We start from the raw sequence: 20,950 nt of genomic DNA on the forward strand, positions 1-20,950 counted from the left end.
GAACGCCGTACGGAGTCGTGCGAGCGCTGCGCGTAGCGAGAGCGTAGTGGCGCTGCTTCAACTCTCAACGAGGCCGGATCGGCCAAGAAAGGAGAGCAATGAGCCACATGTGGCGTTGTTCGTCACAAGGGCAACGTCCGTGCCGGTCGGCGGCAACGTGAAGGTGGGCAGGCGTGTGCCTCACGCGGGCGGGGCGGCGGCGGGGAGGTTGCCGTCCCTGCCGCGTAACAGGGAACCGTCCCGGGCGTAACACGGCCGAAGCACGCTGAAGGGTATGCAGACCACCGCCACGCCCACGCACTGCCCGTACTGCGCCTTGCAGTGCGGCATGAACCTGACTCCCGCGCCCGACGGGACCGTCGAGGTGAGCGAGCGTACGGACTTCCCGGTGAACCGGGGCGCGCTGTGCGGCAAGGGCCGTACGGCGCCGGCGGTGCTGGCCTCGAACGTGCGCCTGACCTCACCGCTGGTGCGCGACGGGGGCACGCTGGTGCCGGCCTCCTGGGACGAGGCGCTGGACCGGATCGCCGAGGGGCTGCGCCGGACCCGCGCGGAGTACGGGCCGGACGGGGTCGGGGTGTTCGGCGGCGGCGGTCTGACGAACGAGAAGGCGTACACGCTCGGCAAGTTCGCGCGGGTCGTGCTCGGCACGTCCCAGATCGACTACAACGGCCGTTTCTGCATGTCGTCGGCCGCGGCGGCCGGCATCAAGGCGTTCGGTCTCGACCGTGGGCTGCCGTTCCCGCTGGAGGACATCCCGAAGACCGGCTGCGTGATCCTGGTCGGGTCGAACCTCGCGGAGACCATGCCGCCGTCCCTGCGGTTCTTCAACGAGCTGAAGGAGAACGGCGGCACGCTGATCGTCATCGACCCGCGCCGCACCAAGACCGCCGAGCAGGCGGACCTGCACCTGGCGCCCCGGCCTGGCACGGACCTGGCGCTCGCCCTGGGCCTGCTGCATCTGGTGATCGCCGAGGGGCGGGTGGACGAGGGGTACGTCCAGGAGCGGACCGTGGGCTGGGAGGACGCCAGGGCCGCCGCGATGGCGCACTGGCCGGAGTACGTGGAGCGGATCACGGGGGTGTCCGTCCCCGAACTGCGGGAGACAGTACGGATGTTCTGCGAGCCCGAGTCGGCGATGGTGCTCACGGCACGCGGGCCCGAGCAGCAGTCCAAGGGCACCGACACGGTGGGCGCGTGGATCAACCTGTGCCTGGCGACCGGCCGGGCGGGCCGCCCGCTGTCCGGGTACGGCTGCCTGACCGGGCAGGGCAACGGGCAGGGCGGCCGCGAACACGGCCAGAAGGCCGACCAGTTGCCCGGCTACCGCAAGCTCGACGACCCGGCGGCGCGGCGGCATGTCGCGGAGGTGTGGGGCGTGGACCCGGATGCGCTGCCCGGCCCGGGGCGCAGTGCGTACGAGCTGCTGGACGCGCTGGGCACGGACATCAGGTCCCTGCTGCTGATGGCGTCCAACCCGGTGGTGTCGGCGCCGCGTGCCGCGCACGTCGAGGAGCGCATCAAGTCCCTGGACTTCCTGGCCGTCTGTGACGTGGTCCTGTCGGAGACGGCGGCGCTCGCGGACGTGGTCCTGCCGGTCACCCAGTGGGCCGAGGAGACGGGCACGACGACCAACCTGGAGGGCAGGGTCCTGCTCCGCCGCCAGGCCATCACCCCGCCCGACGGCGTCCGCAGCGACCTGGAGGTCCTGCACGAACTGGCCGCCCGCCTGGGCGTGGAGAAGGGCTTCCCGACCGACCCCGAGGAGATCTTCGAGGAACTCCGCCGAGCGAGCGCGGGCGGCCCCGCGGACTACTCGGGGATCACGTACCGCAGGCTGGTGGAGGAGAACGGGGTGTTCTGGCCGTGCCCGGCGGTGGAGCCGGTGCCGGCAGGGCCGGTGGGTGGCGGCCCGGGCGCGCCTGAGGACGGGGCGGGTGGCCCTGGCAGGCCCCAGGACGGGACAGCCGGCCCGGGCGTGGCCGCAGACCAGGCAAGCGGCCCCAGCGCACCCGAGGACAGGGCAGGCGGCCCGGCCGGGTCCGAAGACGGGGCGGGTGGCCCCGGCGCGCAACGGAGCACGGCGGGTCACCCGGCCTCCACCGGGGACGCGGCGGACCCTGCTGCCCACCCCGGCACCCCCCGCCTCTTCCTCGACCGCTTCGCCACCCCCGACGGGCGCGCCCGCTTCGTCCCCGTCTCGCACCGGGCCATCGCCGAGGAACCGGATGACGAGTACCCGGTGCTGCTCACGACCGGGCGGGTCGTGGCGCAGTACCAGTCCGGGGCGCAGACCCGGCGTGTGGCGGAGCTGAACGCTGCCGCACCCGGGCCGTTCGTGGAGTTGCATCCGCGGCTGGCGGCCCGGCTCGGTGCGGCCGAGGGCGATCCGGTGGCCGTCGTGTCCCGGCGGGGCCGGGCCGTGGCGCCCGCCCGGATCACGGACACCATCCGCCCCGACACCGTCTTCATGCCGTTCCACTGGCCGGGTGAGGGCCGCGCCAACTCCCTCACCAACCCCGCGCTCGACCCCACCTCCCGGATGCCGGAGTTCAAGGCGTGCGCGGTGCGGCTGGAGGCGGTGCGGCCCTAGGTTCGCCCTGTCAGGGCCGAGGAGCCGCCATGCCGGGATCGGGGATGTCGTCCCGGCTGCGCAGGGCCGTCGCCGCCGACAGATGGGCGCGGCGCAGCCGGGACTCCTCGTCGGCGTCCTCCAGGACGCCGGACAGGTACCCGGCGGCGAAGGCGTCGCCCGCGCCGACCGGTTCGACCACCTCGACCGCGGGGGCGGGGGCGAAGGTGACCTCGCCGCCCGCCGCGTACGACGTCGCGCCGTGCTCCGCGTCCTTGACGACGACGAGCGGCGCCGGGGCGAGCAGGCTCGCGATGTCGTCGGGGTGGTGCGTTCCCCACAGGGCCTCGGCCTCGTCGCGTCCTACGAACACGAGGTCCGCGGCCCGGGCCAGGTCGCGCAACGCCGCTGCCGCGTCGGCGTCACGCCCCCTCCACAGGGCGGGGCGGTGGTTGACGTCGAAGGAGACGACCGGCCGGGCCGCTGCCGCGCCCCAGGGCGTGCGGCGCACGACGATCTCCTCCAGCAGGCGGGCGCAGCTGTCGGACAGCGCCGCGGTGATGCCCGACACGTGCGCGATGCGCGGCCCTCGCAGCTCGGGCGCCCGGGCCAGTTCCGGTCCCATGTGGGCCGCGGCCGATCCGCTCCGGTAGTACAGCGGCCGGGTCGCGTCCGGCCCCGGGTCCTTGAAGTACACGCCGGTCGGATGCACCGGATCGATACCGACGGCACCCACCTCGACTCCCCGGGCCGCGAGTTCCGCGCGGACGCGCCGCCCGAACGCGTCGTCGCCCACCCGGCTCAGCCAGGCCGCGCGGTGCCCGAGCGCGGCCAGCCCGCAGGCCACGTTGGACTCGGCACCTCCGACGGAGAGGCGGAGCACGGACTGGTCGGCGAGCGGCCGGTCGTCCGGCGGGCTGAGGACGGCCATGGTCTCGCCCAGGCACACGACGTCCGCCGCGGTGTGCTCGGCGCGGGCGGGTTCGGCGGCCCGGGAACCGGCGGTCGAGTGGGGCAACGTGCTCTCCTGTTCTCCTGACGGGGTGGCCCGGGGGAATCCGTGTGTGCGGTCAGACCGTGACCGGCGTGCCCCCGCCGAGCCGCAGCATCACCTTGCTGCTCGCGCTCGCCGGGTCCGCCGCGACCGCGAGGGCCTGCTCGGCCTGGTCCAGCGGGAAGCGATGGCTGATGACCGGTGAGACGTCCAGGCCGTCGCGCAGGGCGCGCAGGGCGTCGTCGATCTCGTCGACGAAGCGGTAGGAGCCGATCCAGGTGATCTCGCGGGTGACGAGGTCGCCCAGGACGGCGGGCTCGGCCGTCCCCGGCAGGTTGCCGACCTGCACGAGGGTGCCGCCGCGGGCCGTGGCGCACAGGACCGCCCCCAGTGCGGCCGGTGCGCCGGAGGCCTCGAAGACGACGTCGACGTCCCTCGGCAGTTCCTCGCCCCGGGAGATGTCGACGGTCGCGTCCGCGCCCATCTCGCGGGCCACGGCGAGCGACGCGGAGGACAGGTCGGCGGCGCACACCGACCGCGCGCCGAGGTGCTTGGCGGCGGCTACGACCAGCGAGCCGATCGGGCCGGCGCCGTTCACCAGGACCATGCGGCCCCGCAGTCCGGTCGCCCGGCCCACGGCGTGCAGGGCGACCGCCAGTGGCTCCGCCAGGGCGCCCGACTGGGTGTCCACACCGTCGGGCAGCGGCCGGACCTGGACCGCGGGGACCGTACGGAACTCGCTGAACCCGCCGTCGGTGTGCGGGGTGAGGGCCGCCGAGCCGAGGTAGCGGACGTGCGCGTGGAGGTTGGTGCGCCCGGCGAGCCGCTCGGGGAGTTCGCCGACGAGCTGGGCCGGGTGGACGGTGACGGGCTGCCCCTCGGCGAGGCCGGTCACCCCGGGGCCCAGCGCCGCGACCCGGCCGGCGACCTCGTGGCCGAGGACCAGGGGGTGGGCGAGGGCGGCCGTGCCGGAGGCGCCCTTCCTCCAGTACGCGACGTCGGAGCCGCAGATGCCGCCCCACTCCATGGCGAGCAGCACCTCGTCCCGTGCGGGCTCGGGCCGGGGCCGCTCGTCGATCCGGACGTCACCGGCGCCGTGCACGACGACGGCTTTCATGGGGGTCATACGGCGTCCTCCAGCCGGACGAGGTCGCGCCCGCGCGTCTCGGGCGAGAGCAGCGCGCTGACGAGGGTGATGAGGGAGTAGACGACGAGCATCGCCGCGATGGGCCACCAGCTTCCGGTGGCGGCGGTGAGGCTCGCCGCGAGCACCGGCCCGATCGCGGTGGCGAGGACGCCGCCGATCTCCTTGGCCAGCGCGAGCTGGGTGAACCGGGTGCGGGAGCCGAAGAGTTCGGCCATCGTCACGCTCTCCAGCGCGAAGAGCCCGAGGACGCCGATGTTCAGCGCCAGGATCATGCCGAGCATCAGGGCGGGCGTGCTGCCCGAGGTGATCAGCATCAGCAGCGGGAAGGCGGCCACGGCCGTGAGCGCGGTGAGCGCCAGATACATCCTGCGGCGTCCGAAGCGGTCGCCGAGCAGGCCGATGGCCGGCACCGTGAGGAAGCCCAGCAGCGACCCGTACACGATGGCGTCGGTGGGGACGGAGCGCTCGGCCGCGAGTTCGGTCGCGATGTAGCCGACGAGGAACGTCTGGATCAGCCCGGAGTTGCCCGCCTGCCCGAAACGCAGCCCGAGTGCCAGGAAGAACGCCCGGCCCTTGCGCTGCTTCAGGCCCGCCTCCAGCAGTCCAGCGTCGCCGCCCGTCCCCTCCGTGACGGCCGACTCCACTTCACGCCGGCTCATCGCCACGCCGTCCACGACGTCGGGCCGCTCCTCGAAGACCGGGCTCTCCTTGAGGTTGCGCCGCAGCCACACCGCGAACAGCAGCAGGCCGAAGCTCATCAGGAAGGGCAGCCGCCAGCCCCAGGAGAGCAGTTGCTCCTCGCTGAGCACGGCGAGCAGCACCGCCCACAGCCCGGAGGCGGCCAGGGTGCCCGAGTTGGTGCCCAGCGACACCAGCGAGGAGACCAGACCGCGCCGCCGCGTGGGGGCGTACTCGGCGAGCATCACGGTCGCGCCGGCGATCTCCGCGCCCGCGCCGAAGCCCTGCGCCAGCCGCAGGACGACGAGCAGGACGGGCGCCAGGATGCCGATGGTCGCGTAGGTGGGCAGGACGCCGATGAGGGTGGTCGAGGCGCCCATCAGCAGGATGGTGATCGTCAGGACCTTCTTGCGGCCGAGCCGGTCGCCCATTCTGCCGAAGTAGACCGCGCCGGCGAGGCGGGCGACGTAGCCGACGCCGTAGGTGGCCATCGCGGCGATGAGGCCGATGGCGGGGCTGACGTCCGGGAAGAAGATCTTGTTGAAGACGATCGCGGCCGCCAGCGAGTACAGCTGGAAGTCCATGAACTCCATGGCCGTGCCCAGCCAGCCGGACACGGCGGCCTTGGTCAGGTCACTCGTGGTGCGCCGCACGGCACCGTCCGGCTCGGCCGTGGTCTTGGTGTCCTTCATCGTGAACTCCGTTGTTCGGCGGACAGGTTGGGAAGAGGGGAGGCGCTCGGATGGTGCTCAGATGTCCACGTGTCCGGCGCGCAGGGCGGGGAGATGCCGTACGACGGCGGTGACGAGCCCGGAGTCGCCGGCGAGGTCGGGCGCGCCGACGGCGGTGAGGAGCGCGCGGACGACGGCCGTGTCGTCCGCTCCGGTGCGCCAGCAGGCGGTGAGGGCGTCCTGCGCGGGGTCCGGGATGCCGTGGCTCCGGGTGAGGTTCACCCAGCCCGCCAGGGCGAGTTCGAGGACGGGCGTGGCCGCACCGCGCTCGCGCAGGACGCGCAGGGCCGGCAGCCAGCGCTCGGTGATCTTGAGCGAGCCGTCCGAGGCGATCTGCCGCAGCAGGTGCCGCATGGCCGGGTTGCGGAAGCGGGCGACCAGGTCGTCGGCGTACCGGCCGGGGTCCGGGCCGCCGTCCGGCAGCGTGGGGGCGACCTCGGCGCACAGGGCCTTGACGAGCCGCTCGCCCCAGCCGTCGGCCATCGCGTCGGCGACGGTCGTGCAGCCCGCCGCGAGGCCGAGCGCGGCGAGGGCGGAGTGCGAGCCGTTGAGCAGCCGCAGCTTGGTCAGCTGGTAGGGCGCGACATCCGGGACGAGGAGGGCTCCGTCCAGCTCCCACGGGGGGCGTGGGGCGGCGAAGCGGTCCTCCAGCACCCACTGCCGGTACGGCTCACCGCTCACGGGCAGCGCGTCGTGGACACCCAGCCGGGTGGCGGTGTCCGCGAGGTCGGCCGTCGCGGTGGCGGGGACGATCCGGTCCACGACGGTGGCGGGAAAGGCCACGTACCGGTCGATCAGCTCCAGGATCCGCTCCTGGTCCCGCCCTCCCGAGGCGCGCACGGCGTCCTGGACCGCGGTCCGCAGCACGGCGCCGTTGTCCGCCATGTTGTCGCAGGACACGACACTGACCGGGGCGGCACCGGAGCGCATCCGCGCGGCCAGCCCGGCGGCCAGGCGTCCGATCACCGTGTCCGGACCTGCGGTTCGGTAGCCCTTCTCCGTGATGGTGAGCGTCACCACCGTCACCTCGGGGTCGGTGAGCAGGGCATCGACGACCGCCCCGTCCCGCCCGAGCACGTACGCGCCGGTGAGCGCGCCGACGACACGGGGGACGCCGCCCTCGGGACCGCGCTCGGCCACCGAGTACAGGCAGTCCTGCGCACGCAGGGCGTCGACGGTCGCCGCCGACCGGGGAGCGACCGCGGCGGTGCCCCAGGGCTCGCCGGAGGACGCAGCGGCGTTCTCGGTGTAGACGGCCTGGTGCGCCCGGTGGAAGGCCCCGATGCCGAAGTGGACGATCCGGGTGCGGAGTCCGGCGGGGTCGACACGGGGACGCGACCCGGGCGGGAGGGCGCCGAGCGCGGCGCGGTTCAGCCGGTGCACGCCGCTCACCAGTCGTGCACGGAGCCGTCGAGCCGGCGCGCGACGGGGAGATAGCGCCGCTGGTACGGGAAGCGCTCGGCGGCCTTCGCGTCGTACTCGACGCCGAGGCCGGGCTCGTCCGACGGGTGCAGCATGCCGTCGGCGAAGGTGACGCCCGTGCGGAACACCTCCCGGGCCTCGTCCGGATGCCCCATGTGCTCCTGGATGCCGAAGTTCGGCACGGCGATGTCGAGATGCACGGCGGCGGCCATGCTGACCGGGGACAGATCGGTGGCGCCGTGCGAGCCGGTGCGTACGTGGTACAGCGCGGCGAGGTCGAAGATCCGGCGCAGGTGGGTGATGCCGCCCGCGTGGACCACGGTGGTGCGCACGTAGTCGATGAGCTGCTCGGTGATCAGGTGCTGGACGTCCCAGATGGAGTTGAACACCTCGCCGACGGCGATCGGTGTCGTGGTGTGCTGCCGGATGAGCCGGAACGCCTCCTGGTTCTCGGCCGGGGTCGGGTCCTCCATCCAGAACAGCCGGCAGGCCTCGACGCTCTTGCCGAAGCGGGCCGCCTCGATCGGTGTGAGGCGGTGGTGCACGTCGTGCAGGAGGTGGAAGCCGAAGCCGAAGCGCTCCCGTACGGCCTCCAGGTAGGTCGGCGCGAAGCCGAGGTAGGCCTCGGTGTCCCAAGGCTGCTCGTCGGGCAGGTCGGTGGCCGCCGGTTCGTAGAGCTTGCCCTTGCGGACACCGTACGTGCCGCCGACGTCCGGGACCGACGCCTGGGCGCGCACGGCCTTGTAGCCGAGTTCCAGGTGGCGCTCGACGTCGTCGAGGAGCGAGGGGACGTCGGTGCCGCTGGCGTGCGAGTAGACCAGGACGCCGTCCCGGGACCGTCCGCCGAGCAGTTGGTAGACGGGGAGCCCGGCGGTCTTGCCCTTGATGTCCCACAGGGCCGTGTCGACTGCGGCGATGGCCGTCATGGTGACCGGTCCGCGCCGCCAGTAGGCGCCCTTGTAGAGGTACTGCCAGAGGTCCTCGATCCGCGCCGGGTCCCGGCCGGTCAGCAGCGGGGCGACGTGATCGCGCAGGTAGCTCGCCACGGCCAGCTCGCGCCCGTTGAGGGTGGCGTCGCCGAGGCCGGTGACCCCGTCCGTGGTGGTGATGCGCAGGGTGACGAACGTGCGGCCCGGGGAGGCGACGAAGACCTCGACGCGCTCGATCTTGCTCACTGAGGGCTCTCCTTACGGCGGCTGAGAGCGGGCGGGGCCGACGGGAGCGGGCGGCTCCTGTCGTACAGCACTTGTATACAAGCACCTGTCGCACAGGCGAGCAATACCTCTGCTGCGATACGTAGGATGTGCACATGGCCCAGACGAACCGGCGGACCAGCCGGCGCTCCATCTACCTGAAGCTGCGACAGATGGTGCTGACCCTCGAACTTCCCCCGGGCGCCGCCCTGTCGGAGAACGAGCTGGCCGCATCCCTCGGCGTGAGCCGCACCCCGGTGCGGGAGAGCCTGATCCTGTTGGCCCAGGACGGGCTGGTGCAGATCTTCCCCAAGATCGGCTCGTTCGTGTCCCGGGTGGACCCGGCGCAGGTCGCGGACGCGCAGTTCCTGCGGGAGGCCGTCGAGCTGGCCTCGCTGGACGCCCTGCCGTCCGAGCCGGACCACTCGGTGATCGCGGAACTGCGGGACAACCTCGCGCGTCAGCAGCGCCCGAGCCTCGGTCTGGAGGAGTTCTTCGAGCTGGACGAGGCCTTCCACCAGGGCCTGATGCGGCTGAGCGGCCACGGCAACGTGTGGACCACGGTCGCCGCGGCCAAGGGTCACCTGGACCGGGCCCGGCGCCTGGGCCTGCACGAGAACGTCTCCCCCGCGGTCTTCGCCGACCAGCACCGGGAGATCTTCGACGCGGTCGTCGGGGGCGACCTGGCGTCGGCCCGGACCGCCATGCGCACGCACCTGCGCGCCGTCTTCAGCGACATCGAGCGCATCCGGGCCCATTCACCCGAACTCTTCGCGACCGGCTCCTCGTCCGTGCCGGTGCGGCGCAACGTGGTGGTCTGGGAGTAGCGGAGCGGGCGCACCTGCCGGTGCGCCCGCGAGGTCTCGGTGGGGCTCAGCCCACGTCGACCGCGCTCCAGGCCGCCGCCACGGCCTTCTGCTCCGTGCTGCCGCTGCCGTAGAGGTCCTTCGCCGCGTTCAGGGTCGCCGTACGGGCGCCCGCGTAGTCCGTCGAGGACGTCATGTAGACCGTCAGGGCGCGGTACCAGATCTTGCCCAGCTTGGCCCGGCCGATGCCCTGCACCGCGGAGTCGTCGCAGGTCGGGGAGTTGTGGCTGACGCCGTTGATCGTCTTCGCGCCGCTGCCCTCCGCGAGCAGGTACGCGAAGTGGTTGCCGACGCCCGAGGAGTAGTGGACGTCGAGGTCGCCCAGCCCCTTGCTCCAGCAGTCGGCGGACTTCCCGTCCGTCGACGGCTTGTCCATGCGGCGCAGGGCCTCCCGGCCGAGCCCGGAGCGGACGACCTTCTCGCCGATCAGCCAGTCACCCCGGTCCTCGGCGTTGTCCGCGTAGAACTCCACCAGCGTGCCGAAGATGTCCGACGTGGCCTCGTTCAGGCCGCCGGACTCGCCCGAGTACGTCAGCGCCGCCGTCTTCGACGTCACGCCGTGGGACATCTCGTGCCCGGCCACGTCCAGCGACACCAGCGGTCCGAGCTGCTTGCCGTCGCCGTCGCCGTACGTCATGCAGAAGCAGTTGTCGTCCCAGAAGGCGTTGTTGTAGTCCTTGCCGTAGTGGACGCGGTTGTACGAGCCCTTGCCGTCGCCGGCGATGCCGTTGCGGCCGTGCAGGTTCTTGAAGTAGTCCCAGGTGACGTCCGTGCCGTACTGGGCGTCCACCGCGACCGTCGCGCGGTCGGAGTCCGCGCCCGTGGCCCAGTGGTTGTCGGCGTCCGAGAAGACCGTCGCGGGGGCGCGGGTCAGGCAGATGGTCAGCAGGCACTGGTCCGTCTTGTTCGCCGCGTCGCCCGTGTACGTGCCGCCGCGCGTCGCGTCCTTGAGCCGGTACGTCGACCCGGACTTCGTCGTCTCCAGCGGAACGGTGCCGCCGTAGAGGGACTTGCCGTCGCCCGACGCCGACTCCAGGGTGTCCCAGGCGTCGATCCGGTCGCCGGTCGTCGCGTCCGTCAGCACCGTGTGCCCGACCGGGTTGCCGAGCCCGTCGTGCGCCACCGCATCGGTCTGCCAGGCCAGCTTCGGGGCGCCGTGCAGGGCGTCGACGACCAGCCGCGGCTTGGCGGTCAGCTTCTTCAGGGTCTCGCCGAGGTGCGCGGCGCGCAGCAGGCTCGCGGCCAGGTCGGCGGCCTTCGGGGCGCTCACCTTCGGGGTGACGCTCTTGAGGGAGAGCGCCGACTTCGTCGCCCGGCTCGTGCCGCGGTACGTGCCGTCCGGGTTCAGATGGAGTACGAAGTCACCGCCCAGGACCGGGAGTCGGTGGTACGTGCGGTCGTAGCGGACGTGCCGGGTGCCGTCCTCGTCGACGACCACGTCCCGGACCTTCGTCTGCTGGGCCGAGGTGAGGCCCAGTTCCGCGGCCCGGTCGGCGAGGACCGTCTCGGCGCTCTCGATCGCGTCGGACCGGGTCGGCCGGTCCTCCGCCAGGGCGGTGGGTGAGAGCGCGGCGGCCAGCAGGGCGGCGGTGCCGGTGACGGCCACGCCTGTGATGGCGAGACGGGACCCTCGGACGTGACGTATCCGACTCATCGGTCTCCTCATACGGGCGCACCCGGTCGCGTGGGGTCGACCGGGTGCGGCGTTGATGTTGACCGCGAGTTAAGGCGGCCCGGACATGGCATGTCCATAGGCCCCGTGTGCAGGTGTGTGAGGGTGGAGAATCGTTCCTGTGACCCTCCCCTTCTTCGTCTACGGCACCCTCCGCCCCGGCGAGGTCAACCACGACCTCTTCCTGCGCGGCCGCACCCGCTCCGAGGTACCGGGGCGGCTCTCGGGCGCGGTGCTGTACGAGGGGCCGGGCTATCCCTACGCGGTCGAGGAGCCGGGCGGCGGCGGGGTCGTGCGCGGGGAGCTGGTGACCGGACACCCGGAGACATACGGGGAGTTGCTCGCCGAGCTGGACCGGCTGGAGGACTACGTGCCGGGCGACCCGCGCAGCCTGTACGAGCGGGTCGAGCGGAAGGTCGTACGCGACGCGGACGGGGCGGCGGTCCGGGCCTGGGTGTACGTCGCCGCACCCGCCGTCGCCGCACGGCTCCGGACCCGGGGGAGGCCGATCACGGGCGGGGACTGGCGGGCGCGGGGATGAGAGCGAGGCCCGGGCGCGGATGCGGGTGCGGGTGCGGGTGCGGGTTCTTACGGTGCGCGCGGTCGGGAGCCGGGACGGCCGGTAACCGCGAGCGCCCGCCGCGGCGCCCGCGGGGGCCGCGGGCGCCGCGGCGGGCTGCGGCCGGCTGCGGCGCGGCGGTGGGCGGCAGCGGCGCGGCGGTGGGCGGCAGCGCACAGCCGGGCACAACGACGCAGAGCCGGGCTGCGGCGAGCGACGGCGCGAAGCCGGGCTGCCCGGCACCGCCAACACCCGCGAGCAGTTAGCCCGGCGGCCCCGGCACCGCGAACTTCCGCCAGCAGAAGCCCGGCCGCCCAGCACCACCAACACCCGCGAGCAGACACCCGGCCGCCCAGCACCGCGAGCAGAATGCCGGCCGCCCGACACCGCGCCCCCACTCAGTCGCAAGCCCGGGGCTCAGCCCGCGTACGGCGCCTTCGCCCTGGCCTCGCGCAACGCCCTCCCCCACCAGACGAGTTGGTCCAGCATGGTCTTCGCCGCCGCGTCCGGGCCGGACGGGTCGTGCAGGGTGCCCGCGTCGTCGAAGGACGCGCCGGCGTTGTGGAAGGAGACGGTGTCGCGGACCGTCACGGCGTGGAGCTCGGCGAAGACCTGGCGGAGGTGCTCGACGGCGCGCAGGCCGCCGGCCAGTCCGCCGTAGGAGACGAGGGCGACGGGCTTGGCCCGCCACTCGCCGAAGTGCCAGTCGACGAGGTTCTTCAGGCCTGCTGGGAAGGAGTGGTTGTACTCGGGGGTGAGAACCACGAAGGCGTCCGCGCGGGCCAGCTTCGGGGTGACGCCGGACAGCGCGGCGGTCGCCTCGGGGGTCGGTTCGAAGGACATCGGCAGGTCGACATCGGCGACGTCCACGACCTCGGCGACCAGGTCGTCCCGGTCCCGGAGGTGGTCGAGGAGCCAGTCGGCGACGACCGGGCCGAAGCGGCCGTGGCGGTTGCTGCCGACGACGAGGGTCACCCTGAGGGGTTCGGTCGCGGGCTGGGCAGGGGTGGGCGTGTTCGTAACGGCTGTGTTCATGCGGCACAGCCTCATACCTCAACCTTCCTCGAGGTCAAGCCCTGATGGGCACGGCACCCGGGTCACCCGTTCACACGCGCGCCCCGCGCTTTTCCACAACCCGCCCGCCGACCGCCCGTGACCTGCCCAAACGCCTTCGAGGGTCAGCCGGTCCGCCTCACCCTGACACCCATTCACCCCAATTCTGACGCCCCATCAGAAAGCGCGGCCACCCCGCTGCCCGTTACCTCGGAAAGGCAGGTGCACGAACGAACAGCTCGAAGGAGCACCGATGCGACGTACCGCCCGGCCGCTGACCGGCATCGCACTCGCCGTCGCCGCCGCGGCTCTCGCCGCCGCCCCCGTGTACGGCGCACCCGCCGGTGACGTGGAGGTGTACCCGTCCTCGGTCGTCCCGGGCGGACAGGTCACGGTGCGCACGGCGGCCTGCGGCGACGGCGGCACGGCGACGGGGGACGCCAGCGCGGTCGGGGCCGGCTCCCTCGGCCTCGCGCCGGGTCCGCACGATCAGGACGCGACCGGGCGGTTCAGGGTGCCGCCGAGCGCGCAGCCGGGGACGTACGAGATCACGGCGACGTGCACCGGGAGCGGCCGGCGGATCACCGGTGACCTGGTGGTCACGCTGACGTCCGGGCGCCCGCAGGTCCATCCCAGGGGGAGTGTGAAGACGGGGGTCGGCGGCGCCCTGGGCCCCGATCCCGTGCAGACCGCGGCCGGTGTGGCGGCCCTCGCCGTCGCCGCCGCGGGCGGTACCTGGCTCCTGCATCGCCGGGCGAGAGGCGACGGGTTCTGACGGACACCCTCCGCTGTCCGTCGCCGGTACCGCACGTCCCCTCCCCTTCCGGGTCCGACGCCCCTCGCGGCCCGGAGGGGGGCACGGGGCGGCCCCCGGGACAGAGGGTGGGAGGTCGGAAACCGGACGGCTATCGGGGATCAGGAAAGGGTCGGCCATGCGCAGGTTCCCCAGGTACGGCACCAGGTTCGGCAACCCGGCCAACGCCGCCATGGCGGCCGTCACGGTGTTCGCCCTGTGCTCCGGGGCATGGCTGCTGCGCAACGGCGCCGAGACGCACGCCCCGCCGCAGCCCTCCGCCGCGCAGGCCCACGCCGGGCAGGACGGCCGGGCCGGTGAGCGGCCCGCCGTGCCCGCGCTGCCGCCCTCGCCGCCCGGCCGCGTCCGCATCCCGGCGATCCGGGTGAACGCGCCGCTGACGGGGCTCGGCCTGACCAGGACCGGCAGTCTCGACGTACCGCCGGCCGCCCGGAAGAACCTCGCCGGCTGGTACGAGGCCGGCACCACACCCGGCGAGCGGGGCACCGCCATCATCGCCGGCCACGTCGACAACGCCGACGGCCCGGCCGTCTTCTACCGCCTCGGCGCCCTGGCCAAGGGCAGCACGATCGAGGTGGACCGGCGGGACGGCGGCGTCGCGGTGTTCACCGTGGACGCCGTGGTGGTGTACGCGGCGAAGGACTTCCCCGACGAGAAGGTCTACGGCGCCGCCCGCCGCCCAGAACTGCGGGTCATCACCTGCGGCGGCGGCTATTCACGCGGCTCCGGGTACCAGGGGAACGTCGTGGTCTTCGCGCATCTGACCGGCAGCCGGTGATCCTCCCAGGACGTTGGCCCTCCCCCAGGCCCCCAGCGGTTCCAGTGCCTCGTTCAGGGACACGCCCCGGGGTGTCAGCGAGTACTCCACGCGGGGCGGCACCTCGTCGTACGCCTCGCGGTGCACCAGCCCGTCGGCCTCCATCTCCCGCAGATGCGAGGCGAGCACCTTCTCGGTGATCCCGGGCAGCTCGCGGCGCAGCTCGCCGAAGCGGCACGGCCGTTCGTTCAGCGCCCAGAGAATCAGCACCTTCCACTTGCCGCCGATCACGTCCATCGCCGCGTCGATCCCGCAGACGTACACCCCCGGCCGCCGCCCCGTCGTCCCCATGCCGAGCCCTCCCCTTCTCCTGCCTGGACCCTTCCCCCGGGGTAACCACCCACTTCCAAGTGCGTACTTGAGCGGGCGCTCCCCTCGGACGAGCCTAAACGCCATGACCGACAACGCAGTTGCCTCCCGCACCCCTCTCACCCTCCTCGGCACCGGCGACATGGGCACGGCCCTGGCCCGCGCCTGGCTCGCCGCAGGACACCCCGTGACCGTCTGGAACCGCACCGCATCCCGGGCCGAACCCCTCGCCGCCGAGGGCGCCACCGTCGCCCGGACCGCCGCCGAGGCGGTGGCCGCGAACCGGCTCGTGATCGCCTGTCTGCTCGACGACGCCTCCGTGGGCGAGGCCCTCGACGGGGCCTCTCTCGCGGGACGGGACCTGGTGAACCTCACCACGGGCACGCCCGGCGAGGGCCGCAGCCGCGCCGCCTGGGCCGAAGCGCGCGGCGCCCGCTTCCTGGACGGCGGGATCATGGCCGTCCCGCCGATGATCGGGGCCCCGGAGTCCGGCGGGTACGTGTTCTACAGCGGCTCCCCCGAGCTGTTCGAGGAGCACCGGGACACCCTCGCCGTCCCGGCCGGCACCCGGTACGTCGGTGCCGACCCGGGCTTCGCCGCGCTGCACGACGTGGCGCTGCTCAGCGCGATGAACGGCATGTTCGCGGGTGTCACGCACGCCTTCGCGCTGATCCGCCCGGAGGACATCGCGCCGAAGGACTTCGCGCCGCTGCTCGTGGACTGGCTGACCGCGATGGCCCTGGCCGTGCACCAGACCGCCGACCAGCTTCAGAGCGGCGACTACACCAGGAACGTCGTCTCCAACCTCGCCATGCAGGTCGCGGGCAACGCCACGCTGCTGCGCACGGCCGAGGAGCAGCGGGTGAGCCCGGAGCTGCTGACGCCGTACCTGGCCCTGATGGAGCGGCGCTTCGCCCAAGGGCACGGCGACGAGGACGGCACGGGCATCATCGAGCTGCTGGACCTGCGGCCCCAGGGCCTGTCCGGCCGGCCCTAGGCCAGCCACTGCTCGTACGCCAGGTTCGCCACCAGCGCGAACACCACCGTCAGCAGCACGACGCGTACGAAGCCGCTGCCCTGCTTCAGGGCGGTGTGGGCGCCGAGGGTGCCACCGGCCAGGTTGAACACGGCCATCAGGGCGGCCAGTTGCCACAGGACCGCGCCCTGCCAGGCGAACGTGGCGAGGGCGCCCGCGTTGGTGCAGCAGTTGACGATCTTGGCGGTGGCGGAGGCCGTGACGAGGTCGAGGTGGAGCACGGCGGTCAGGGCGAGGACCAGGAACGTCCCGGTGCCGGGGCCGATGAGACCGTCGTAGAAGCCGATGCCGAGGCCCGCGAGGCCGATCGCCGCGAGGATCTGGCGCCGGGTGGCCGGGCCGGTCGCGGGGGCCGTGCCGAAGGCGGGCCGCAGGATCACGAACGCGGCGACCCCGAGCAGCACCACCATGATCACCGGCTTGAGGATGTCGGTGCTCATCCCGGCGGCGAAGAAGGCCCCGGCGGACGATCCGGCGAGCGCGGCCAGCCCGATGCGCACCGCCGTACGGACATCCACCGGGGCCTTGCGGACGTATGTCACCGCCGCGCCCGTCGTGCCCACGATGGCGACCGCCTTGTTGGTACCCAGGGCGTGCGCGGCCGGCGTGTTCGCCGGCAGCCCGAGCAGCAGCACCGGCAGCAGCAGGAGCCCACCGCCGCCGACCACGGCGTCGATCCACCCGGCGGCGAGAGCCGCGACGCAGAGCACGGCGATCATGGTCAGCGATATGTCGGGCATGATCGGGAGCCTATGCGACGGCTGTGCGACGCTGTCCTCACAGCCCGCCGTCGCCGCACCCCAGGAACCCTCACATCCGGCCCCGGCCCCCGCTGAGGGCAGCGTTCCCCGTGGGAAACAGTCGTGATGCTGCCGGGAAACACCGGCACCGCACGCTCAAGGACATGACCTCGAATGAGCGTGTGGTGGTGATCGGCACCGGCCTCGCGGGCGTACGGATCGCCCGGCGGCTCGGTGAGCTCGGCACGCCCGCGTTGCTGATCGGCGAGGAGGAGCACCAGCCGTACAACCGGGTGCTGCTCGCCGAGGTGCTGGCCGGACGTTACAGCCCCGAGGTGATCTCCCTGCCGGCGCCCGCGCGGGCCACGCGCGGCCGGGTCACCGGCATCGACCGCGACGGTCGGACCGTCGAGTGCGCCGACGGCACGGTGATCGCATACGACCGGCTCGTCCTCGCCACCGGATCCAACCCCGTCCTACCGCCCCTGCGCGGCCTGTTCACCCCCGACCACGTGCTGCCCGAGGGCGTCCACGCCTTCCGGACCATGGACGACTGCCTGGGCCTGTCCAAGGCGGTCCGGCCGGGGGCACGGGCGGTCGTCATCGGCGGCGGGCTCCTCGGAGTCTCCGCGGCCCGCGCGCTCGCCCTGCGCGGCGCCCAGGTCGTCCTCGCCCAGCAGTCCGAGCGGCTGATGGAGCGCCAGCTCGACCCGGCCGCGTCGAAGCTCGTCAAGCGGCACCTGACCGACCTGGGCGTCGAGGTGCACACCGAGTGCCGCGTACGGGACGTGCGCTGCGTCGGCGGCGCCGTCCGCTCCGTGGAGATGGCCGACGGGTTCGCCCTCGACGCCGACCTCGTCGTCGTGGCCTGCGGCGTCCGCCCCCGGGTGGGTCTCGCGCAGGCCGCCGGCCTGGACGTCCGCAAGGGCGTCGTCGTCGACGACGAGTTGCGCACCTCCGACCCGTACATCCACGCCATCGGGGACTGCGCCCAGCACGACGGTGTCCTCTACGGCCTCGCCACTCCCGCACTCGAACAGGCCGACGCGCTCGCGGAGCTGCTCGCCGGCAACGCGGACGCCCGCTACACCGGCACCCGCTCCCTGACGCGGCTCACGCTGAACGGGCACGACAGCCCCTTCGACCTCGCCGCGTTCGGCGAGACGGAGGCGCTCCCGGGCGACGACGTCGTCCAGCTCACCGACGCCACCCGCGGCACCTACCGCAAGGTCGTCGTCCGCGACGACCGCCTGGTCGGCGGGGTCCTCGTCGGCGAACTCGGCACCGTCGGCGCGCTCGCGCGCGCCTGGGAGGGAGCAGAGCCGCTCCCCTCCGACGGCGGCCCCCTGCTCCACCTGCTTACCAATGATGGAGGCTCCTGATGTCCACGGACACCCCCACGATCGTGCTCGTCGGCCATGGCATGGTCGGCCAGCGCTTCCTCGAAGCGCTCGCCGAGCGCGGCCTGACCGCCACGCACCGCGTGGTCGTGCTCTGTGAGGAGCCGCGTCCTGCCTACGACCGCGTGCAGCTCACCTCGTACTTCTCGGGCAAGACGCCCGAGGACCTGTCCATGACGGACCTGCGGTTCATCGAGGACCACGGCATCGAGCTGCGCGTCGGTGACCCGGCGGAGACCATCGACCGCGAGGCGCGCAGGGTGACCGCCCGCTCCGGTCTCGTCGTCGACTACGACGTGCTCGTCCTGGCCACCGGCTCGTACCCGTTCGTGCCGCCGGTTCCCAACAAGGACGCCGAGGGCTGCTTCGTCTACCGCACGATCGAGGACCTCCTCGCCATCGAGGAGTACGCCAAGAAGGCGACGACGGGTGCCGTGGTCGGCGGCGGTCTGCTCGGCCTGGAGGCCGCGGGGGCGCTGAAGGGTCTCGGACTCACCTCCCACATCGTGGAGTTCGCGCCCCGCCTGATGCCCGTCCAGGTCGACGAGGGCGGCGGCGCCGCCCTGCTGCGCACCATCGAGGAGATGGGCCTGAGCGTCCACACGGGCGTCGGCACGCAGGAGATCGTCGTCGGCGAGGACGGCGCCGTGACCGGCATGAAGCTGTCCGACGGCTCCGAACTCTCCACCGACCTGGTGGTGTTCTCCGCCGGTGTCCGCCCCCGCGACCAGCTGGCCCGCGACTGCGGCCTGACGGTCGGCGAGCGCGGCGGCATCGCGGTCGACGAACAGTGCCGCACGGTGAACGACCCGCATGTGTTCGCGATCGGCGAGTGCGCGCTGGCCGCCGACGGCCGGGTGTACGGCCTGGTGGCCCCCGGTTACGAGCAGGCCGAGACGGCCGCCGCGACGATCGCGGCGGACGAGGCCGCCTTCACCGGCGCCGACCTGTCCACCAAGCTGAAGCTGCTCGGCGTGGACGTGGCGTCCTTCGGTGACGCGCACGGCACCGCCGAGGACTGCCTGGACGTCGTCTACTCCGACTCCCGCGCGGGCCTGTACAAGAAGCTGGTCATCGGCCGCGACGGCACGCTGCTCGGCGGCATCCTGGTCGGCGACGCGGAGGCGTACGGCACGCTGAAGGCGTTCACCGGCTCGGTCCCGCCGGTCGCGCCCGAGGCCCTCGTCCTGCCCGCCGGCGCGGGCGCCCCGGCGCAGCTCGGCCCGTCCGCGCTGCCGGACGACGCGATCATCTGCTCCTGCCACAACGTCTCCAAGGGCACGATCCGCGGCGCGGTCACCGACCACCAGTGCACGACCGTGCCCGAGGTGAAGAAGTGCACCAAGGCCGGCACCGGCTGCGGCTCCTGCGTCAAGGTCCTCGGCCAGCTCGTCACCGCCGAGCTGGAGGCCAGCGGCGTCGAGGTCGACAAGGGCCTGTGCGGCTGCTTCTCGCAGACCCGCGAGGAGCTGTACGAGATCGTCCTCGCCCTGCGCATCAACAGCTACCAGGACCTGCTGGACCGCCACGGCCGCGAGGAGGCCAGGGGCGGCAGCGGCTGCGAGATCTGCAAGCCGGCCGTCGGCTCGATCATCGCCTCCCTCGCTCCGACGATCGGCGCGAGCGGCTACGTCCTGGACGGTGAGCAGGCCGCCCTCCAGGACACCAACGACCACTTCCTGGCCAACCTCCAGAAGAACGGCTCGTACTCGGTCGTACCGCGCATCCCCGGCGGTGAGATCGCCCCGGAGAAGCTGATCGTGATCGGCGAGATCGCCCGCGACTTCGGCCTATACACGAAGATCACCGGCGGCCAGCGGATCGACATGTTCGGCGCCCGCGTCGAGCAGCTGCCCCTGATCTGGGCCCGCCTGGTCGACGCCGGCTTCGAGTCCGGCCACGCCTACGGCAAGTCGCTGCGCACGGTGAAGTCCTGCGTCGGTCAGACCTGGTGCCGCTACGGCGTCCAGGACTCCGTCCGCATGGCGATCGACCTGGAGCTGCGCTACCGGGGCCTGCGTTCCCCGCACAAGCTGAAGTCGGCCGTCTCCGGCTGCCAGCGCGAGTGCGCCGAGGCCCAGTCGAAGGACTTCGGCGTGATCGCCACCGCCAACGGCTGGAACCTCTACGTCGGCGGCAACGGCGGCGCCACCCCGCGCCACGCGGACCTGCTCGCGCAGGACCTGTCGGACGCCGAACTGGTCCGGCTGATCGACCGGTTCCTGATGTTCTACATCCGTACGGCCGACCGCCTGGAGCGCACCTCGACCTGGCTGGAGCGGATCCCCGGCGGCCTGGACCACGTACGGGACGTCGTCGTCCACGACTCGCTCGGCATCTGCGACGAGCTGGAGAAGCTGATGCAGGCGCACGTCGCGCACTACCGCGACGAATGGGCCGAGACCATCAACGACCCCGAGAAGCTGGCCCGGTTCGTGTCCTTCGTGAACGCGCCGGACACCCCCGACCCGGTCGTCGCGTTCGTGCCCGAGCGCGACCAGATGAAGCCCGACCTGCCGCTGCTGTCCATCGGTATGCGACCCGCCGAAGACGTACTGGAAGGAAGCGCCCAGCGATGACCCTGGCACCCGAGACCACTGATCTGAAGGTCGAACTCGCTCTGGACGGTGACTGGTTCGCGGTCTGCGACCTGAGCATGCTGCTCCCGGGCCGCGGGGTGGCGGCACTGCTGCCGGACGGCCGCCAGGCGGCGATCTTCCGGGACCGCTCCGGTGAGCTGTTCGCCGTCGACAACCGCGACCCGTTCACCGGCGCGGCGGTCCTCTCCCGCGGCCTGACCGGCACCCACCAGGGCCGCCCGTTCGTCGCCTCCCCGCTGCTGAAGCAGCGCTTCGACCTGGAGTCCGGGCAGTGCCTGGACGACGAGGAGGTCCAAGTGACGACGTACAAGGTGCGCACCGCCTGACGGTCCGCCCCAAGAAAGCAC

Annotated in this window: 18 protein-coding genes; 9 read left to right on the forward strand and 9 right to left on the reverse strand. The window is 72.9% G+C overall.

Features of this window, described 5'->3' with window-relative positions; genetic code table 11:
- Window positions 1–274 precede the first annotated feature (274 nt).
- Complete coding sequence (locus tag ACZ6TU_RS12070) at window positions 275–2,593, forward strand: molybdopterin oxidoreductase family protein (RefSeq protein WP_467668767.1); 2,319 nt, start codon at window positions 275–277, stop codon at window positions 2,591–2,593.
- Between the two features lie 10 nt (window positions 2,594–2,603).
- Here ACZ6TU_RS12070 and ACZ6TU_RS12075 read toward each other — a convergent pair whose 3' ends face one another.
- From ACZ6TU_RS12075 to manD, 5 genes are read right to left on the reverse strand one after another with little or no spacing between them, the layout of a single operon-like run.
- Window positions 2,604–3,590: a sugar kinase gene (locus ACZ6TU_RS12075; protein ID WP_467668765.1), complete on the reverse strand. Its 987-nt coding sequence runs from the start codon at window positions 3,588–3,590 to the stop codon at window positions 2,604–2,606.
- A 52-nt stretch (window positions 3,591–3,642) separates the two neighbouring features.
- The gene (locus ACZ6TU_RS12080) at window positions 3,643–4,692 is read right to left on the reverse strand and encodes an L-idonate 5-dehydrogenase (protein WP_469547992.1); all 1,050 of its coding nucleotides are present in this window, start codon (window positions 4,690–4,692) and stop codon (window positions 3,643–3,645) included.
- Complete coding sequence (locus ACZ6TU_RS12085) at window positions 4,689–6,083, reverse strand: MFS transporter (protein ID WP_467668761.1); 1,395 nt, start codon at window positions 6,081–6,083, stop codon at window positions 4,689–4,691. The genes ACZ6TU_RS12080 and ACZ6TU_RS12085 overlap by 4 nt, the downstream gene beginning before the upstream one ends.
- A 57-nt stretch (window positions 6,084–6,140) precedes the next feature.
- Entirely contained in the window at window positions 6,141–7,505 is a 1,365-nt protein-coding gene (locus ACZ6TU_RS12090; protein ID WP_469547995.1) for a mannitol dehydrogenase family protein, read from the reverse strand.
- Window positions 7,506–7,510: 5 nt separating this feature from the next.
- On the reverse strand, window positions 7,511–8,719 hold the full coding sequence (gene manD, locus ACZ6TU_RS12095; RefSeq protein WP_467668757.1) for a D-mannonate dehydratase ManD: 1,209 nt from the start codon (window positions 8,717–8,719) through the stop codon (window positions 7,511–7,513).
- 134 nt (window positions 8,720–8,853) lie between these two features.
- Here manD and ACZ6TU_RS12100 point away from each other — a divergent pair, with 134 nt between their 5' ends.
- Window positions 8,854–9,564, forward strand: coding sequence for a GntR family transcriptional regulator (locus ACZ6TU_RS12100; RefSeq protein ID WP_467668755.1), 711 nt, complete (start codon window positions 8,854–8,856; stop codon window positions 9,562–9,564).
- Window positions 9,565–9,610: 46 nt separating this feature from the next.
- On the opposite strand, the gene ACZ6TU_RS12105 is transcribed toward ACZ6TU_RS12100, so the two are convergent.
- The gene (locus ACZ6TU_RS12105) at window positions 9,611–11,257 is read right to left on the reverse strand and encodes a M4 family metallopeptidase (protein ID WP_467668753.1); all 1,647 of its coding nucleotides are present in this window, start codon (window positions 11,255–11,257) and stop codon (window positions 9,611–9,613) included.
- Window positions 11,258–11,396: 139 nt separating this feature from the next.
- On the opposite strand from ACZ6TU_RS12105, the gene ACZ6TU_RS12110 reads away from it, so the two are divergent.
- Complete coding sequence (locus tag ACZ6TU_RS12110) at window positions 11,397–11,816, forward strand: gamma-glutamylcyclotransferase family protein (RefSeq protein WP_467668751.1); 420 nt, start codon at window positions 11,397–11,399, stop codon at window positions 11,814–11,816.
- A gap of 435 nt (window positions 11,817–12,251) precedes the next feature.
- Here the strand turns inward: ACZ6TU_RS12110 and ACZ6TU_RS12115 are convergent, their stop codons facing one another.
- Window positions 12,252–12,869 (reverse strand): NADPH-dependent FMN reductase, encoded by a 618-nt coding sequence (locus ACZ6TU_RS12115; protein WP_467668749.1) that lies wholly within the window; start codon window positions 12,867–12,869, stop codon window positions 12,252–12,254.
- A gap of 271 nt (window positions 12,870–13,140) precedes the next feature.
- Between ACZ6TU_RS12115 and ACZ6TU_RS12120 the strand changes: the two genes are divergently transcribed.
- Entirely contained in the window at window positions 13,141–13,662 is a 522-nt protein-coding gene (locus tag ACZ6TU_RS12120) for a hypothetical protein (RefSeq protein WP_467668747.1), read from the forward strand.
- 157 nt (window positions 13,663–13,819) lie between these two features.
- The gene (locus tag ACZ6TU_RS12125; RefSeq protein ID WP_467668745.1) at window positions 13,820–14,479 is read left to right on the forward strand and encodes a class F sortase; all 660 of its coding nucleotides are present in this window, start codon (window positions 13,820–13,822) and stop codon (window positions 14,477–14,479) included.
- Here ACZ6TU_RS12125 and ACZ6TU_RS12130 read toward each other — a convergent pair.
- Window positions 14,417–14,809: a winged helix-turn-helix transcriptional regulator gene (locus ACZ6TU_RS12130; RefSeq protein WP_469548000.1), complete on the reverse strand. Its 393-nt coding sequence runs from the start codon at window positions 14,807–14,809 to the stop codon at window positions 14,417–14,419. The genes ACZ6TU_RS12125 and ACZ6TU_RS12130 overlap by 63 nt on opposite strands.
- 103 nt (window positions 14,810–14,912) lie before the next feature.
- Here ACZ6TU_RS12130 and ACZ6TU_RS12135 point away from each other — a divergent pair, with 103 nt between their 5' ends.
- Window positions 14,913–15,824: an NAD(P)-dependent oxidoreductase gene (locus ACZ6TU_RS12135; RefSeq protein ID WP_469548002.1), complete on the forward strand. Its 912-nt coding sequence runs from the start codon at window positions 14,913–14,915 to the stop codon at window positions 15,822–15,824.
- Here ACZ6TU_RS12135 and ACZ6TU_RS12140 read toward each other — a convergent pair.
- On the reverse strand, window positions 15,821–16,603 hold the full coding sequence (locus ACZ6TU_RS12140) for a sulfite exporter TauE/SafE family protein (protein ID WP_469548004.1): 783 nt from the start codon (window positions 16,601–16,603) through the stop codon (window positions 15,821–15,823). The genes ACZ6TU_RS12135 and ACZ6TU_RS12140 overlap by 4 nt on opposite strands.
- Window positions 16,604–16,767: 164 nt before the next feature.
- Between ACZ6TU_RS12140 and ACZ6TU_RS12145 the strand changes: the two genes are divergently transcribed.
- The 3 genes from ACZ6TU_RS12145 to nirD are packed head-to-tail and all read left to right on the forward strand — an operon-like array spanning window position 16,768 to window position 20,929.
- Window positions 16,768–17,985, forward strand: coding sequence for an NAD(P)/FAD-dependent oxidoreductase (locus ACZ6TU_RS12145; RefSeq protein WP_469548006.1), 1,218 nt, complete (start codon window positions 16,768–16,770; stop codon window positions 17,983–17,985).
- Window positions 17,985–20,582: a nitrite reductase large subunit NirB gene (nirB, locus tag ACZ6TU_RS12150; protein WP_469548008.1), complete on the forward strand. Its 2,598-nt coding sequence runs from the start codon at window positions 17,985–17,987 to the stop codon at window positions 20,580–20,582. Before ACZ6TU_RS12145 ends, nirB begins: the two co-directional genes overlap by 1 nt.
- Window positions 20,579–20,929: a nitrite reductase small subunit NirD gene (nirD, locus tag ACZ6TU_RS12155; RefSeq protein ID WP_467668733.1), complete on the forward strand. Its 351-nt coding sequence runs from the start codon at window positions 20,579–20,581 to the stop codon at window positions 20,927–20,929. Before nirB ends, nirD begins: the two co-directional genes overlap by 4 nt.
- Window positions 20,930–20,950 lie beyond the last annotated feature (21 nt).

The sequence above is a fragment of the Streptomyces sp. NPDC052064 genome (genome assembly GCF_055585925.1).